Annotated in this window: 16 protein-coding genes; 2 read left to right on the top strand and 14 right to left on the bottom strand. The window is 28.3% G+C overall.

What is annotated here, in order from left to right; genetic code table 11:
* Positions 1-69 precede the first annotated feature (69 nt).
* From sigG to ARA19_RS11100, 6 genes are all read right to left on the bottom strand, one after another.
* Positions 70-843, bottom strand: a complete 774-nt coding sequence (gene sigG / locus ARA19_RS11075) for an RNA polymerase sporulation sigma factor SigG (protein ID WP_055071029.1) — start codon at positions 841-843, stop codon at positions 70-72.
* Between the two features lie 68 nt (positions 844-911).
* Positions 912-1619: an RNA polymerase sporulation sigma factor SigE gene (sigE, locus tag ARA19_RS11080; protein WP_055071030.1), complete on the bottom strand. Its 708-nt coding sequence runs from the start codon at positions 1617-1619 to the stop codon at positions 912-914.
* 14 nt (positions 1620-1633) lie between these two features.
* Positions 1634-2440 carry a sigma-E processing peptidase SpoIIGA gene (gene spoIIGA, locus ARA19_RS11085; RefSeq protein WP_055071031.1) on the bottom strand — a complete coding sequence of 269 codons (807 nt, stop codon included), beginning with the start codon at positions 2438-2440 and terminating at the stop codon, positions 1634-1636.
* Positions 2441-2864: 424 nt separating this feature from the next.
* Positions 2865-3968, bottom strand: coding sequence for a cell division protein FtsZ (gene ftsZ / locus ARA19_RS11090; protein WP_055071032.1), 1104 nt, complete (start codon positions 3966-3968; stop codon positions 2865-2867).
* Between the two features lie 14 nt (positions 3969-3982).
* Positions 3983-5239 (bottom strand): cell division FtsA domain-containing protein, encoded by a 1257-nt coding sequence (locus ARA19_RS11095; RefSeq protein ID WP_055071033.1) that lies wholly within the window; start codon positions 5237-5239, stop codon positions 3983-3985.
* Between the two features lie 165 nt (positions 5240-5404).
* A complete protein-coding gene (locus ARA19_RS11100; protein ID WP_055071034.1) occupies positions 5405-6457 on the bottom strand; it encodes a type IV pilus twitching motility protein PilT in 1053 nt (350 codons plus the stop codon).
* Positions 6458-6989: 532 nt separating this feature from the next.
* On the opposite strand from ARA19_RS11100, the gene ARA19_RS11105 reads away from it, so the two are divergent.
* Together ARA19_RS11105 and ARA19_RS11110 are read left to right on the top strand one after the other, a co-directional pair.
* A complete protein-coding gene (locus ARA19_RS11105) occupies positions 6990-7613 on the top strand; it encodes a DUF4352 domain-containing protein (protein WP_055071035.1) in 624 nt (207 codons plus the stop codon).
* Positions 7614-7851: 238 nt separating this feature from the next.
* Positions 7852-8208: a hypothetical protein gene (locus tag ARA19_RS11110; protein ID WP_055071036.1), complete on the top strand. Its 357-nt coding sequence runs from the start codon at positions 7852-7854 to the stop codon at positions 8206-8208.
* Between the two features lie 322 nt (positions 8209-8530).
* Here ARA19_RS11110 and sigK read toward each other — a convergent pair whose 3' ends face one another.
* The 8 genes from sigK to ARA19_RS11150 form a co-directional block, all read right to left on the bottom strand.
* Entirely contained in the window at positions 8531-9229 is a 699-nt protein-coding gene (sigK, locus tag ARA19_RS11115; protein WP_055071037.1) for an RNA polymerase sporulation sigma factor SigK, read from the bottom strand.
* Positions 9230-9292: 63 nt separating this feature from the next.
* Positions 9293-10939 (bottom strand): penicillin-binding transpeptidase domain-containing protein, encoded by a 1647-nt coding sequence (locus ARA19_RS11120; RefSeq protein WP_055071038.1) that lies wholly within the window; start codon positions 10937-10939, stop codon positions 9293-9295.
* Between the two features lie 52 nt (positions 10940-10991).
* Positions 10992-11612, bottom strand: coding sequence for a uridine kinase (gene udk / locus ARA19_RS11125; RefSeq protein ID WP_055071039.1), 621 nt, complete (start codon positions 11610-11612; stop codon positions 10992-10994).
* A 12-nt stretch (positions 11613-11624) separates the two neighbouring features.
* The gene (locus ARA19_RS11130) at positions 11625-12869 is read right to left on the bottom strand and encodes a peptidase U32 family protein (protein ID WP_055071040.1); all 1245 of its coding nucleotides are present in this window, start codon (positions 12867-12869) and stop codon (positions 11625-11627) included.
* Between the two features lie 5 nt (positions 12870-12874).
* Positions 12875-13519 (bottom strand): O-methyltransferase, encoded by a 645-nt coding sequence (locus ARA19_RS11135; RefSeq protein WP_055071041.1) that lies wholly within the window; start codon positions 13517-13519, stop codon positions 12875-12877.
* A 16-nt stretch (positions 13520-13535) separates the two neighbouring features.
* Positions 13536-14567, bottom strand: coding sequence for an endolytic transglycosylase MltG (gene mltG / locus ARA19_RS11140; protein ID WP_055071042.1), 1032 nt, complete (start codon positions 14565-14567; stop codon positions 13536-13538).
* Between the two features lie 35 nt (positions 14568-14602).
* Positions 14603-16429, bottom strand: a complete 1827-nt coding sequence (typA, locus tag ARA19_RS11145; RefSeq protein ID WP_055071043.1) for a translational GTPase TypA — start codon at positions 16427-16429, stop codon at positions 14603-14605.
* Positions 16430-16615: 186 nt separating this feature from the next.
* Positions 16616-18283: a ribonuclease J gene (locus tag ARA19_RS11150; protein WP_055071044.1), complete on the bottom strand. Its 1668-nt coding sequence runs from the start codon at positions 18281-18283 to the stop codon at positions 16616-16618.
* Positions 18284-18303: the final 20 nt, after the last annotated feature.

Raw genomic sequence — 18303 nt, forward strand, 5'->3', positions numbered from 1 at the left:
TAATATAGAACAAACATAATTTCTTTTAATATTATGTTATTCTATATTAGATTAAATTATTCCAATAATTTAAACATATTTTCTCATGTGTTTTAATGCCATTTTTTCTAATCTTGAAACTTGAGCTTGAGATATACCAATTTCATCAGCAACTTCCATTTGTGTTTTTCCATTAAAAAATCTAAGAGTTAATATTAATTTCTCTCTATCATTTAATTTTTTCATTGCTTCTTTAATTGATATATTTTCTAACCAATTTGAATCTTGATTTTTTGAATCACTTATTTGATCCATTACATAAATAGCATCTCCACCATCATGATATATAGGCTCAAATAAAGAAACGGGGTCTTGTATTGCATCTAATGCAAATACAACCTCTTCTCTTGGTATATTTAATTCCTTTGCTATTTGAGATACTGTAGGTTCTTTATTATTATCATTTATTAGTTTATCTCTAACCAATAAAGCTTTGTAAGCAATATCTCTTAAAGATCTACTAACTCTTATAGAATTGTTATCCCTTAAGTATCTTCTTATTTCACCTATTATCATAGGAACAGCATAAGTGGAGAACTTGACATTCTGACTTAAATCAAAGTTATCAATTGCTTTCATAAGTCCAATGCATCCAACTTGAAATAGGTCATCTACATTTTCTCCTCTATTATTAAATCTTTGAATTACACTTAATACTAATCTTAAATTTCCTTTTATAAAATGCTCTCTACACTCATAATCTCCTTTACTCATTCTAAGAAGGAGTTCTTTCATTTCTTTTTCTTTTAATACGGGTAATTTTGATGTATTAACACCACATATTTCTACTTTATTTATCATCATAGTTTAAAATCAACCCCTTTGAAGTAATTAACCTCGTGCATTTTAATTATTTCCTAGAGGTTTAAATTTTATACCATTTTATTTATTTCCTTTTTCAATCTTTTTATTATTTTCTTCTCAAGCCTTGATATATACGACTGTGAGATCCCTAACATATCTGCAACTTCTTTTTGAGTTTTTTCTTTAGTTCCAAATAAGCCAAACCTTAATTTTACTATTTCTTTTTCTCTTCCTGATAAATTATCCATAGCTGTAAATAGTAATTCTTTATCAACTTCATCTTCTATTAAATTATAAACAATATCATTGTCTGTCCCCAATATATCTGATAATAAAAGTTCATTTCCATCCCAATCTATATTTAAAGGTTCATAAAAAGATATTTCTGCTTTAACTTTATTATTTCTTCTCAAGTACATTAAAATTTCATTTTCTATACATCTTGATGCATAGGTTGCTAATTTTATTTTTTTATCTGGTTTAAAAGTATTTACAGCTTTTATTAATCCTATTGTTCCTACTGAAATTAAATCTTCTACTCCAACTCCTGTATTTTCAAACTTTCTAGCTATATATACAACTAACCTTAAATTTCGTTCTATCAATATAGTTCTTATGCTTTCTTCACCTTCAGCTAAATTCGTAACTAACTTTTCTTCCTCTTCCTTTGTAAGAGGTGGTGGTAAAACATCATTTCCTCCAACATAGTATACCTTTTTAACAAATATCTTGAACTTAGTCAAAATTTTATTAATAAGAATCTGAATTTTCTCCATTTCTTTACCCCCTTTTATATTATTGCCCTTGGTAAAAGTGCATTATATTCATCAGTTTCACTGAGCTTTGTATCACAAAATCCTACCATTGCTGTTCTAAAAAATTCTACGCCATCTTTATTTTTTAATTTTACATCCTTCACTTTTATAGCTTTCATTTTTTCACTTGCTCCTCCAACTCCCTTATAAGGAATATGAAAACATTTGGAGTCTTCTAATTTATAGTAATTAACTTCTTTCTTTTCTAATATAATTACAGGCAAGGATGTAACTGGTTCTATAAGTTCATTACCTGTATCTAAAAAAGCTTTAGTTTGTACTACTTTATTGTCTAAAGTAAATTCAATATCAAATAAAAAATTATTTATAATTGCTCTTTCCTTGAAGTAACAATATATTCTATAGGCTATTAAATAAAAAACTATTATAGAAAAGATTAAAGCTTTCATGGAATAGCTATTAATTACTATACCTTTCGATATATCATAGGAATTATCCATCAAAGATAAAAATAAACAAACACCAGAAAATCCAATTGTACTCCCAATAAATACTAAAGTAGTTTTTATTAAAGTTAAAATATTAATTTTTCCTAATGCTATTTTAATCATCAGAAGAGAAAATAGTATTTTAAATGGGAAATAAGAAAATACTTTTATACTATCTATAACCATAGTTAATGTATAAATAGTACCCAAAAAACTTGCTATAATTATACTTTTATAATTAATATTTCTTCTACATAATTGCATAGTTATAACTACAAGAAATAAATTTATTAGAAAATTTTCTAATATTAAAACATCTAAATATACTACCATCATTCTCCTCCTTCTTTTATTATTATAAATCTTATAATTACAAAAATTTGTCGCAATATACATCTTGATTTCAATTTTTTTCCTATTTTTTTCTTCCTATTTTTTATTTATATATCAAAAAAACTTTTATTTTTTTCTTTTATTAAAATAAAAAATACAACAAAAAAAAATTATTAAAATTATTTGCTGAATAATAAAATAATTTTTTATTTCTAAATATTAAATTTATAGAATATATATTTAAAATAAAAAAAGAGCATGTATCTTACCCCTTAGATACATACTCTTTTTTTTCATTTTTATCTGATAACTAGTGCCTGTAATATTCCAAGCTTCTATAAGTTTGAAATAAACAGACACATATTCCTAGATGCTTCCACTAAAATTTAACTAGAATAAAACTCTATCTAAATTAAGTCTCAGCTTATCTTCTAGTTCTTCTTAAGAATGCTGGAATACTTAAATCATCTTCGTAGATTTCTTCTTTTTTCTTCTCTTCAACTTCTAGTGTAGCTGCTACTTCTTTCTTAACTTCAACTTTTTCTTCTTTAATACTCATCATTTTATTTTGAGTTTCTCTATCAAAGCCTGTAGCTATAACAGTAATTCTTATTTGATCCTTTAATGATTCATCAATAGCAGTACCAAATATTATGTTCGCATCTGGATCTGCTGATTCTTGAACGATTTCTGAAGCTTCATTTATTTCAAATAAACTTAAATCTGCTCCTCCTGTTATGTTTATAAGAACCCCTGTAGCTCCTGTTATTGAAGTTTCAAGTAATGGTGAACAAATAGCTTCTTCTGCTGCATCCTTTGCTCTTGAATCTCCTGATCCTGTACCAATTCCCATATGTGCAAGACCTTTATCTACCATTACTGATCTAACATCCGCAAAGTCTAAGTTTATTAAACCAGGGTTTGTAATAAGGTCAGATATACCTTGTACACCTTGTCTTAATACATCATCAGCCTTTTTAAATGAATCTAATAAAGTTGTCTTTTTATCAACCATATTAAGAAGTCTTTCATTTGGAATAGTAACTAAAGTATCAACTTTTGCTTTAAGGTTTTCTATACCCATTTCTGCGTGTTTCATTCTTCTTCTACCTTCAAATGGGAAAGGTTTTGTAACTATACCAACTGTTAATATCCCCATTGATTTTGCAATTTCTGAAACAACAGGAGCTGCTCCAGTACCAGTTCCGCCGCCCATACCAGCAGTAATGAATACCATATCTGCACCTTTTATTGCTTCTGTTATTTCATCTAAACTTTCTTCTGCTGCTTTTTTTCCTATTTCAGGATCTGCTCCAGCTCCAAGACCTTTAGTTAATTTATCACCTATTTGAATTTTATGAGTTGCATGTGAAAGCATTAAAGCTTGTTTATCAGTATTGATTGCAATAAACTCAACATCTTTAAGACCTTCCATTATCATTCTATTGACAGCGTTACTTCCTCCGCCACCACATCCTATTACTTTTATATTAGTAAAATCTTGCATATCTACATCAAAATCTAACAAAATAACTCCTCCTTCTAGAATATATCACCTAAAAAACCTAATACTTTTGATAACTTTCCTTTGTTTTCCTTTGAATCTTTATCTTTAAATATTGTATTTTTAGAAACTATTTCTTTTGCTTTATTGTATGTTACAATTGAAAATACATCTTTTTTATATAATAATTTTAACCTATCATATACCTCTTTAACAATAGCATTTGACATAATTGTTGAATAAATTTCAAGATTTAGTTCTTCTTTCGTAAAAATAACTATGTTTTTATTAAAAACTCCTTCTAAAAAGGCTTTTATATTTTCAAAATTAACTATTCCTTCTCCTACAATAATTACATTATCTATTCTATCATAATCCACAGATGTTTCTATAGTTTTTTTTATGTAACTTGTAATTTCCTCTAACCTTGCGTTTATTACTTCATATAATAAAGTAGCTTCTATCTTTTCATTTTCAATCTCTATCTTCCCAAAATTATTTCTGATTGTAATGAAATTCACACTATTTTCTACTTTTATTGCTTCTGCTTTATCTTCTTTTATTTTAGTTACTATAGCTATATCTTTCGTTATATCCCTAGCCCCTAGTGGTACAGTAGATATTTTCTTTATTTTATTTTTAAAGAACATTCCAACTTCAACCTTTTCAGCTCCAAAGTTTATTATTACATTATTTTGTTCTTTTATTTCATCTTCCATTAATAAATACTTATTTAAAGCATCTATAGCTAGTATAAAGCCATTAACATTAATCCCTAAACTCATAATGGCCTTTTTTATATCTGCAATAAAATCTTTTTTACATACAATTAAATTTAATTCAACTTCTAGTAATTTAGATTTCATTCCTAATGGATTTTCTATGTAGCCACTTTCTGTAGTGTAAAAACTCTTAATTATTGCATCTGCAATGCACTCATCTTCTTTAAGCTCAGTAGATTTCCCATTTAAATAAGCTTTTTCAATTTGCTCTTTTTCAATACTTCTGTTTTTATCTAAAGTATAACTACCTTTACTTTCCACAATTCGTATATCTTCTGTTGATAATGCAATATATAAGTCTGATATTTTCTCTTTAGTAGCTTTTTTTAACTTTTCTATAACTTCCCCTATAGAGTTTACAAGTAATTCTAGGTCTTCTATTTTCCCTCTTTTTACTCCTTTAGACTCTACAATAGCTGAAGCTATTATTTTATTTTCTCCAAATTCATTTTTAGACATAGTAGCTGTTAAATATTTATTCCCTATACTTAAGGCAACTATTTTCTCATTCACTCTTTGTTACCTCCCAATTCCGAATAATAATTGACTTAACCTTTAGATTAAATCTACATAAGATTTATAAAAAAAATTCTTATTAATAAGTACTACTAAATAAAAAGAGTTTTTATTTTATTAAAATAACTTTAGCTGACTAAAATACTTCAGCCAGCTAAAATTTTAATAAAGTATCATTCTACTTAACATCTCTCTATCAACTGAAAAACCTAATGCTGTTTCTGATGTTATAATTTTCTTTTTATATAACTCAGCTAAAGCCATATCCATGGTCTTCATTCCATATTTACTTCCAGTTTGTACAGCTGATTCTATTTGATGTGTTTTCCCTTCCCTCACAAGATTTTGAATAGCTGGAGTTGAAACCATTATTTCTAATGCAGCAACTCTACCACCACTTGTTGTTGGCATTAATTGTTGAGAAATAATGCCTTGTAATACAGTTGATAACTGTATCTTTATTTGTTGTTGTTGATGTGGTGGGAAAACATCTATTATTCTATCTATAGTTTTAGAAGCACCAATTGTATGAAGTGTTGAAAATACTAAGTGGCCTGTTTCTGCTGCTGTAATAGCAATTGATATAGTCTCTAAGTCTCTCATTTCCCCTACTAGGATTACATCTGGATCTTCTCTTAAAACTGATTTAAGAGCTCTTGCATAGCTCACTGTATCTTTGCCAACTTCTCTTTGATTTACAACACATTTATTATGTTTATGTAAATACTCTATTGGATCTTCTAATGTTATTATATGAGCATCTCTTGTATTATTTATTTCATTTATCATTGCAGCAAGAGTAGTACTTTTTCCACTTCCTGTTGGACCTGTTACAAGTACCAAACCTCTTTTTTTCTTAGTTAACTCTCTTAATATTTCAGGATGCTTTAATTCCTCTAATGTAGGTATTTTAAGTGTAATCACCCTTATTGCTAATGCTGTACTATTTCTTTGTTTAAAAACATTAACCCTAAATCTTCCTACACCTTTTGCTGAATAAGAAGTATCAAATTCTCCTGATCTTCTATACTCATCATAAAATTCACCTAAAATTTGTTTGGCAAACTCTTCTGTATCTGATGGAGTCAGTGAGTCTTCACCTAATTTGTGTAATGTACCGTTTATTCTTATTACTGGTGGCACACCAACTGTTAAATGCAAATCTGATGCTTTTTCTTCTACTGTTACTTTTAGTAATTCATTTAAATTAAACATGCTCCCCTCCATTAGGATCTATTTCTTAATAGTAAAATAAACAAAAAAATTTGCTTATTCTAATAAACCATAGAATAAGCAATATACTGAAATAAATTATTTACATGTTAAAATTTTAGCTTACTATGATTTACCTAAAATAAATTATAAACTAAAACTTTACTAATTGCTAGAGTTTTTAAAGGATTTAAAGCAATATTTACTACTTCTTCAAATTAAAATTTTTTAATTTTTTCCATGTATAATAAACTTTAAGTTTTAATTTTTAATTAGCACCTAAACACTTCGCTTCTAAATATTTCTTTATTTATACAACTTTTAGATTTTTATCCTATTTTTTCGAATAAATTACTCTATATTATACAATTATGATATAAAAATTTTATTTTTCACTCTATATTAATAATCCGTTATATTTAATACTTATAAATTAACTTATCGTTAATAGCATAATTTTGACAGATACTATCTCTATGTTAATATTAAACAAGTAAAACTTAAATACACATTATAAAATGGAGGAAAATTTAATATGGAAGAACCAAAGAAAAAAAGTAAATTTAAAATAGGATGTTTAGGCTTTATAGGTATTATAATTCTACTATTTATTATTGTTACTATTGCTGGTGGTAACAATGAAAATCCTTCAGTAGTTAAAACACAATCTCCCTCTAATAATTCTACACCATCTCAGGTTTCCAATTTATCTTCCACTACTACAACAAAAAGTTTTAAATTAGGGGAAACTATAAAAATGGGAAATTACGATGTAACTGTAAGTAATCTTCAAAATAAAAAAAGTATAGATGATAATTATGGTAGTAATATATCTAGTACTCAAAATAATTTTGCTATTTTTACAGTAACTTTAAAAAATAATAGTAACTCTCCTATAAGTTCTATTAATTTAGGATACCAACATGTATTTACATTATCTTCTGATAATACTAACTACAATATTAATACCAGTGCTACAATTTCAGCTTTTACTGTAAATAATGATAATAACTCATTATCAACTGCTTATAGTGCTTTTAGTACATTAAGTCCCAATACACCTTATAGTGGATTCCTAGTATTTGAAACTGCTAAACCTATTAATCATGGTACAATAGTTGTTAATTTAGATGGTGAAACAGCAAATATAAACTTCTAAATAAAAGCCTAGTTTTCTAGGCTTTTATTTATGAACATAAATTTTCTTCCTTAATATAAGTATATATAAATTTCTACTTAAAAATATAAAAATTAAATAAATCTCTATAATTATTTCTAACCAACCATTACTGAAATAAAAATTATTTTCTTAATTTAAAATGAATAATAATTTATAACATAGATACACTAATAAGTGTAAAGTTATTTATATAACAATAAAAAGGAGGAAAATATCAATGAGTAGAAGAACAGAACTATACTTAGGTATGGCTGGTGGTATTTTAGGAATAATTGCATCAATATGGAGTGCATTCTACAATGCAGCATGGAATCTTATCTTATATCCTTATTATATATATAGTAATCATATCGCTTTATTTATAATTTCTATTATAGGTATTCTTGGAGCTTCATTAGTTCGAACACATAGTAGATGGGCTGCTACTTGTATGATTATAGCTGCTATTTTAGGATTTATTTTATCCTCAGCATTGTACTTAATACCTGCTATATTATTATTTGTAGGTGGTATAATATCACTATATAGAGGTTATGGACATGATGTAAACTGGGTACATAGACATACTAAATAATAAACGCAGACTTAATTCAGATGGAGTTTTGACTCTATCTGAATACTTAATCGCAGTTATCTAGAAACGTGAAGCTGTAATCAGTAAAAGCCTAGGATTCCTAGGCTTATCTTTATCCACGCCAAGCTTTATTTATTTTATATGTTAATATATCCTCAAATAATGTAAGTCTAAAAAATTTGCTTATTCTAATAAAACATAGAATAAGCAATATACTGAATAATTTATTTTCTTGTTAAAATTTTAATTTATTATACTTCATCCAAAATAAGTTTCAAACTAAAATTCTATTATTTTTTTTTAAAATTAAAAATAATATTTTCTACTTTTTTAAATTAAATTCTTTAAATAATTTTTTTAAAGCTTTTTTTTCTATTCTAGAAACATATGACCTTGAAATACCAAGAATTAAAGCTATTTCCCTTTGAGTTTTTACTTCACCATCTACAAGACCATACCTCATTTCTAAAATTTCCTTTTCTCTCTTTGTAAGTGCATTATTCATCTTTGAATACAATGCTTTCACTTGTAAATTATTCTCTACTTCTTCTACCACTGAATCCTCTTCACTACTCAATACATCAATAAGACATATTTCATTTCCTTCTTTATCCACCCCTATAGGATCTTGAAGATAAACCTCACCTTTTATTTTCTTGTTATTTCTAAAAAGCATAAGTATTTCATTTTCAATGCATCTTGCTGCATAAGTAGCAAGTCTAGTTCCTTTTCCCAAATTAAAAGAATCTATAGCTTTTATAAGGCCTACTGTGCCTATGGATATTAAATCATCCACCTCTTTATTAGGAAAAGAATACTTCTTTACAATATGTGCTACTAATCTTAGGTTCCTTTCTATTAATATACTTTTTGCTTCTAAGTCCCCCTCTTTGAACCTCTTCAAATAATATTCTTCTTCCTTCTCATCTAAAGGTTTAGGAAATGTTGTATTTCCCGTAATATATCCAGTTAAGAATATATTATTACTTATTACATTAATAATACTCTGTAATATGAACATAGAATGTTCCTCCTAACAGTGCTTATTAATATAATATGATTTAAAATTTTAAAATTTCCTATTTTATTTATTTTTTATAAGTTCTAAAGCTATTTCTTTAAATATAGGAGCTGCACTATTTCCTCCTCCTGTACTAAAGCCTTTACTATCCTTATCTGGCATATGTGGCAAAAATACAACCATATTATAATACTTATTATTATTCTTAAAAAAACCTAAAAACCATCCGTGAGATTTTCCATTAGCCTCTGCAGTTCCTGTTTTTCCACCAACTTCTACTCCTTCTATTTTTGCATTGATACCAGAACCATCATTAGTGGCTTTTATCAATAAATTTTTCATTACTAGTGCATCTTTTTCAGATATAACTGTCTTTTCCTCTGCTTTAAAATTTTCTACTACTTCACCATTTTGATTTTCTATACTAGAAAGAATATATGGTTTTTGATAAACTCCATTATTCACTACTGCTGATAATGTTCCTAAAACTTGTATAGGAGTTGCTAATATAGTTTGACCAATAGCGGTAATTCCTGCTGTTGATCCTTCGCCAGGTAACGCTCCCTTAGCTTCCATCCCTGTACTGCTATCTAAGTCTAAAACTTTTTCAAAATATCCTTGCTCTTTAGCAAAGTCAATTAATCTTTCTTTCCCTATTTTATTTCCTAATATAGAAAAAACATCGTTACAAGATACTTCCATAGCTTTTTCCACAGATATTTTACCATGTATTTTTTCTTTTTTACATATATGTCCCTGACAAACATATTCATCAGATAAAGATGTGTTTAAATACTTCTTAGCCGCTTCTAATGTTAATATTTTAAAAGTTGAACCTGGTTCATAGCCTAGTATTCCCCCTGCACCACTAATTAAATTAGGCTCATTTTCATTTTTTTGAGCCATAGCTAAAATCTCTCCTGTTTGACCATCTGTTATGGCAACTCCAATATTAGAAAAATCCTTATATTCTTCTCTAGATAAAACTTCTCTTACAATACTTTGATAATCTTTATCTAAAGTAAGTCTAATGTTGTTATTATCTTTATTTAATTCATAATTATTATTTTCATATATCCCTGTTAGATCTTTTTCAAAAACTTCTTTATGGTTTAAATTATTTTTTACATAATTATTTATTTTCATTTCTAAGGAATTCTCAGCCTTTTTATAATTATCAGTTTTATTCTTAATATTAAATCCTGTGGTTTCCATAATAGTTTTTTCTATACTTCTATTATTTTTTTCTTCTATTTCATCATATTCATAAACATAAATTCCTTTTAGACCATTCATATCTTTTATTTGATCAAAAGCATACTCGCTTATTTCATAAGTTACATTATATTTTTTTTGTACTATATCATTCATAGAAAAGTCTTTTACTTCTTCTAATAATATATAGTTAAATGTCATGAGTTCATCTAAATTTTGATTTCTTGCATTCATGGCAAAGGTTTTTCCATTTATAAAAACCTTATATTTTCTATTATAATTATTTAAATCTTTTCCATTCCTATCTAATAATAGATAGTTATAGTTACTTATTTTTTCTTTATTTATACTATTATTAAGTTCTGTTCCTGTTACAATAGGATTGAACTTATTTTCTATGTAAGCAACCCTTATTATTAAAAAAAATAAAAGGCACATAAAAATTAATGATAATATTTTTATTCTTTTTTCTAATATATATCTTCTATTAAACAAAAAAACACCCCCTACTAGCTAAATACTAGCCAGTTTGGGAATGTTTTATACATTATTTACTTAATATTTCTTTTATTTTAGCTACTAATATATCTATAGCTACTTTATTACGACCACCTTCTGGTATGATTATATCTGCATACTTTTTAGTTGGCTCTATAAATTGGTTATGCATAGGCTTAACAACACTTAGATATTGATTTATAACTGATTCTAATGTTCTTCCTCTTTCATTTATGTCTCTTACCATTCTTCTGATAATTCTAACATCAGCATCTGTGTCTACATAAATTTTTATATCTAATAAATCTCTTATTCTAACATCTTCTAATACTAATATTCCTTCTACAATTATTATTTCCTTTGGCTCTACCTCAACAACATCTTCCACTCTATTATGAATAGAAAAATCATATATTGGTTTTTTTATAGCCTTACCTTCTAATAATTCACCTAAATGTTGTAATAGAAGATCACTATCAAATGCATTTGGATGATCATAATTTGTTTTTCCTCTATCTTCCATTGATAGATGACTTTGGTCTTTATAGTAAGAATCTTGTTCTATCATAGCTATACACTCTTCTGTAAATTGTGCATATATCTCCTTAGCTATTGTGCTCTTACCTGAACCAGTTCCACCAGTTATTCCTATTAGTATTGGCCTTTTCATGCGATTTCCTCCTTATTTGTCGCCTAATTCTAAAGTTTTCTTTCCTTTGACAAGCATATCATTTACTTTTAATGGTGTATCAACTTTAACTTTAAATATCATTTGAGCTCTATTGGCAACATTCGTCTTTACATCTTTTTCAACATCATACATATCTTTTAATTCTACTGCAAAGTAAGAGCAATCTGCTCTTAATACTTCCACTACATCACCTTCAAATACTCTATTCTTTTGTAATATAGTTGCAGTTTTAGTTTCTTCATCATATTCTTTAACCATACCAACTATGTCATAATCTCTTATATATGAAGATTCATCATAGTTTTGTTCTCCACTCTTACCGAAGTAGAATCCTGTATGATAAGGTCTATGACTTACTTTTAAAAGAATATCCATCCATTCTTCTTTAAATTCAAAGTTTTCAGGATCTTCCCAATAACTATCTAGAGCTTCTCTATATGCTTTAACAACTGAAGCAACATAGAATTCACTTTTCATTCTTCCTTCAATTTTAAATGAATATATTCCGCTCTTAACAAGTTCTGGAATATGTTTTATCATACATAAATCTTTTGAGTTCATTATGTAAGTCCCTTTATCATCCTCTATTACAGGATAATATTGATCAGGTCTTGTTTCTTCCACTAAGTAATATTTATATCTACAAGCATTTGAACAAGTTCCCTTGTTAGCATCTCTACCTAACATATAGTTAGATATTAAGCATCTTCCTGAATAAGCTATACACATTGAACCATGTATAAATGCTTCAAGGTCACACTCTTCAGGTAAGTTTGCACTAAATCCATGAATTTCATTAAATGTCATTTCTCTAGCAAGAACTATTCTCTTAACTCCTAATTTATGCCAGAATTCAGCAGCTTTCCAGTTTACTGTATTTGCTTGAGTACTTAAATGTATTTCAAGATCTGGTGCTACCTCCATTGCTGTTGCTATAATTGATGGATCTGCAACTATTATAGCATCTATACCTAAGTCAGCTAATCCCTTTATGTATTCTCCCATACCTTTTAAGTCATGGTTTCTAGTAAATACATTCATTGTCACATAAATTTTTCTTCCTCTATCATGACAATATTTAACTGCTTCTGCTATTTCTTCATTAGTAAAGTTACCTGCAAAAGCTCTTAGATTTAATCTGCTCCCACCTATATATACTGCATCAGCTCCAAAATCTACAGCAATTTTTAATTTTTCTAATGTCCCAGCTGGCGCAAGGATTTCTGGTTTTCTCATTATAATTACCTCCTCTTTGTTATAGCAATTCCATCTCCCATTGGTATAACTGTTGTTATTAAACTATCATCTTTAGAAACCATTTCTAAATATGATCTCATTCTTCTTACGATAGTGATTTTTCTTCTCTTTACCAAATCATCAGAAGCCACCATGCCTCTAAATAAGACATTATCTGCAATTATTACACCTTTATCTTCTAATAATCTTAAGCAATGTGGAAGAAAATGATTATAATGCCCTTTTCCTGCATCCATAAAAATTAAATCAAATTTTTCATCTAAACCTTCTAATATTTCTAAACAATCTCCCTCTAAGACTTCAATCTTATGATTTAAGTTATATTTACTTATATTAGCTCTTGCTAGCTTTACCATTTCTTCACTTCTTTCTATGGTTTTTATGCTAGCTTCTCCATCAGTAGCTGTGTTCATAAGAATTGATGAATAACCTATTGCTGTACCAAGTTCTAATATTTTTTTAGGTTTATTTAAAGAAACCATAAGTTCTAAAAATTTAGCACCTTCTGGTTGAATTATTGGTACTTGATTTTCATGGGCGAACTCTTCAAGTTCCTTAAAAATCCCAGTTTTCACTGGGATTAAGGATCTTAAATATTCTTCCATATAGTCAAATGTTACTCCGTTCATTTAACTCCTCCAAAATTTATTTTCCTATTAACTCTGCTTTTTTATTTTCAAAATCTTGATAGTTATTAGTAAAATAATGTGATCCATTTGCTGTTAATATATAATACAGATAATCTGTTTTAGCTGGTTTTACAGCTGCAATTAAAGATTCTATACCTGGACTAGCTATAGGTCCAATTGGTAATCCTGTCACATAATAAGTATTATATGGTGATGGAATTTTTAAATCTTTATAATAAACTATATCTTGATGCTTACCTAAAGCATATAACACTGTAGCATCAATTTGAAGCTTCATTCCTTTTGCTATTCTATTATATATAACAGATGAAACTAATTCTCTATCCTGATCTGTTCTAGCTTCCTTTTCTATCATAGAAGCAACAGTAACATACTTTTCATAATCAGCTTCTGGTACGTTCACACCTGTTTCCTTTTGAACTTGAAGCATTACTTCTTGGAATCTATTTAACATCATAGATATTATTTGATTCGCATCAGCTGTTTTAGGTATATTGTACGTATCTGGATATAAGAATCCCTCTAAATTGTATCTTCTTTCTGGATTAGGTTTTATATAACTTGGTAATGGATAATTTTTAACTGCTGTTAAAAATGCCTCCTTACTAACTATCCCCATTTGAGCAAGCTTATCAGCTATTTGATTTATATCATATCCTTCTGGTATTGTAACTTTATAACTAGCTATATCACCATTTTCTAGGATTTCTATAAACTTTCCTAGGGATGTATTAGAAGGGATCTCGTAATAACCAGGTTTTATTCCTCCCTTGAAAGAATTTAATTTAAAATATACTTTTGTTAAAAATGGACTTTTTAATATATTTTCTTGTTTTAAGTTATCTAAAACAGAATAAAAAGATTCTCCTTGTGAAACTGTTAAGTTGATATATTTATTTGTTCCAGTATCGAAAGGATTTTCTGATACAGATATATATTTCACAGCAAATACAGCTATATTAATTAAAACCAAAACAACAAATATAATTACAATAGTACGCGTAGACTTCCACAATTTACTCTCCATGGAGTTCCCTCCTACCAACAAATAAAATTACTTTACTATTTTTTTGCTCTACTTGCTGCTCTTTTTCTTTCGTTGCTATCAAGTAATCTTTTTCTCATTCTTACACTTACAGGAGTTACTTCTACTAATTCATCATTAGCTATAAATTCTAAACATTGTTCTAATGTCATAACTCTTGGTGGTACTAATTTAATAGCATCATCTGCTCCTGATGATCTTGTATTTGTTAATTGTTTTTTCTTACATACATTTACTTCTAAATCATCAGCTCTTGAACATTCTCCACAAATCATACCTGAATAAACTTCTGTACCTGGATTTATAAATAAAGTTCCTCTATCTTGTGCATTGAATAATCCGTAAGCTACAGCTTCACCAGCTTCAAATGCTATTATAGAACCTCTACTTCTTCCTGGCATATCACCTTTAACTTTTTCATAACCATCAAATACGTGGTTCATTATACCATTACCTTTTGTATCTGTCATGAATTCATTTCTGAAACCAATAAGTCCTCTAGCTGGTATTCTGAATTCTAATCTTGAATATCCGTTAACAGCTGAAGTCATATTAACCATTTCACCTTTTCTTGGCCCTAATTTTTCCATTACAGGTCCCATAAATTCTTCTGGTACGTCTATAGTTAAGTATTCCATTGGTTCAACTTTAACACCATTTTCTTCTTTGAAAATAACGTTTGGTCTTGAAACTTGGAATTCATATCCTTCTCTTCTCATTGTTTCTATAAGTATTGAAAGGTGTAATTCTCCTCTTCCACTAACTTCAAAACATTCTGGAGTAATTTCTGTAACTCTTAAACTTACGTTTGTTTCAAGTTCTTTCATTAATCTATCTCTTAAGTGTCTTGATGTAACGAATTCTCCTTCTCTACCAGCAAAAGGTGAGTTATTAACCATGAAGTTCATACTTAAAGTAGGCTCGTCTATTTTAACAAATGGTATAGCTTCTGGATTAGCTGCATCTGCTATAGTTTCTCCAATATTTATGTCATTTATTCCACTTATAGCTACTATGTCTCCAAGACCAGCTTCTTCTATTTCTTCTCTCTTTAATCCATTATATCCATATATTCCTGATATTTTGAATTTAACTACTGTACCATCTTCTCTAACTACAGCTGCTTGTTGATTTCTCTTAGCTACTCCTCTTTCGATTCTACCTATTGCTATTTTACCAACATACTCACTTGAATCTAATGTAGTAACTAGCATTTGGAATGGTGCTTCTATATCACCTTCTGGAGCTTTTACATTATTTATTATTACTTCAAATAAGTCTTTCATGTTATCTTTCATATTGTCTAAATCATTTGTTGCTATTCCATCTCTAGCTGAAGCATAAATTATTGGGAAATCTAATTGCTCATCATTAGCTCCAAGTTCTAAGAATAATTCAAATACTTCATCTATAACAACTTCTGGTCTTGCATCTGATTTATCTATTTTATTTATTACAACTATAGGGTTTAATCCCAATTCTAATGCCTTTCTTAAAACGAATTTTGTTTGTGGCATTGGACCTTCATATGAATCGACAACTAATATAACGCTATCTACCATTTTAAGTACACGTTCAACTTCTCCACCAAAATCAGCATGTCCTGGTGTATCTATTATGTTTATTTTCTTTCCACCATAATGTACTGCAGTATTTTTTGAAAGAATTGTGATTCCTCTTTCTTTTTCAAGATCATTTGAATCCATAACTCTTTCTTGAACTTTTTCATTTTCTCTAAATATATTACTTTGTCTTAATAACGCGTCAACTAAAGTAGTTTTACCGTGGTCAACGTGGGCTATAATAGCTATATTTCTTATATCTTCTCTTATAAAATTACTCATTATTTTTCCTCCAATTTTTGGCTGACATATAAAATGTCTGTTTGTTCCAATTTCATGCACAAAAAATTGGATACTTGTCTTAGTACCCAATTTTACTTCTCAATAGTAAATTTTAATGCTTTACTTAAAAAAAGTCAACCTTACGAAATAAGTCAATATATTCTTTTAAAGTAGAATTCTATGAGACTATATTTCCATTATTATAGGTAATATCATAGGTCTTCTCTTAGTTTTTTCGTATAAATAACCTTTTAATTCATCTCTAATTGTTGATTTAATAGTTGCCCAATCTTTAGTATTATTACTTTCACATTTTTCTAAGGCATATCTAACAACGTTTTTAGCTTCTCCCATTAAATCTTCTGATTCTCTAACATAAACAAATCCTCTAGAAATTATATCTGGACCTGATGCTATATACCCGCTTGCCTTATCAATAGTTACTACTATAACAACTATACCATCTTGTGAAAGATGTCTTCTATCACGTAAAACTATATTACCTACATCACCTACTCCAAGTCCATCAACAAATACTTGACCTGAAGTTACACTTCCATTCTTCTTAACAGAGTCTCTTGTGATTTCTACAACATCTCCATTTTCAACAATTAAAGTATTTTCTTTAGGCATACCTAAAGAATGTGCAAGTTCTACATGCTTTTGTAAATGTCTATATTCACCATGCACTGGTACAAAAAATCTAGGATTTACTAAACATTGCATAAGCTTAAGCTCTTCTTGACATGCATGCCCTGACACATGGACACCTTCAGAACTTTTGTGTATTACCTCTGCACCTTTTTTACAAAGTTGATTTATTACTTTCGAAACTAATTTTTCATTTCCTGGAATAGGGGTAGCTGAAATAACTACTGTATCACCTTCCACAATAATTAATTTCTTATGTTCAGAAGCTGCCATTCTTGCTAAGACTGACATTGGTTCACCTTGGCTTCCTGTTGTTATAACAACTATTTTTTCATTAGGATATTTATTGATATTATCAATACTTATTAAAGTGTTTTTCTCCATTTTTAGATATCCTAATTCCATTGCAACTTGAACTATATTTTCCATGCTTCTTCCAGAAACAGCAACTTTTCTTCCATATAGTTCTGCTGATTCTATTATTTGTTGGATTCTATGAATGTTTGATGCAAATGTAGCTATTATTATTCTACCCTTTGCCTTTCCAAATATTCTTGTTAAGTTTTCTCCAACAGTTTTTTCTGATAATGTATATCCTGGCTTTTCTACATTAGTTGAATCTGATAAAAGTGCTAATACACCCTTTCTTCCTAACTCCGCAAATCTTGCAAAATCCATTCTTTCTCCGTCTATAGGAGTATATTCAACTTTAAAATCTCCAGTATGAAGAATAACTCCAAGTGGTGTATGAACTGCTATTGCTACTGAATCAGCTATACTGTGATTAGTTTTTATAAATTCAACTGATACTGAACTTAATTTTATAACATCTCTTGGTTTAACAGTAATAAGTTCCGTACTGCTTAATAAACCATGTTCTTTTAATTTTGCTTCTAAAATACCTAAAGTAAGTTTTGTACCATATACAGGTATGTTAAGTTGTTTTAACACATATGGTATTGCTCCTATGTGATCTTCATGACCATGAGTTAGAAATATTCCTCTAACTTTATGAGCGTTTTTAACTAGATAGGATATATCAGGTATAACTATATCTATTCCGAACATATCTTCATCTGGAAATTTTAATCCACAGTCTACAACTACTATATCATTTTTAAATTCTATAGCTGTTATATTTTTCCCTATCTCGTTAATTCCACCTAAAGGTATTATTTTAGCCTTTAGTTTTTCACGTTTCATCAATTCCCCTCCTTTTGTTT

This window comes from Clostridium massiliamazoniense, assembly GCF_001403635.1.
GTDB lineage: Bacteria > Bacillota > Clostridia > Clostridiales > Clostridiaceae > Sarcina > Sarcina massiliamazoniense.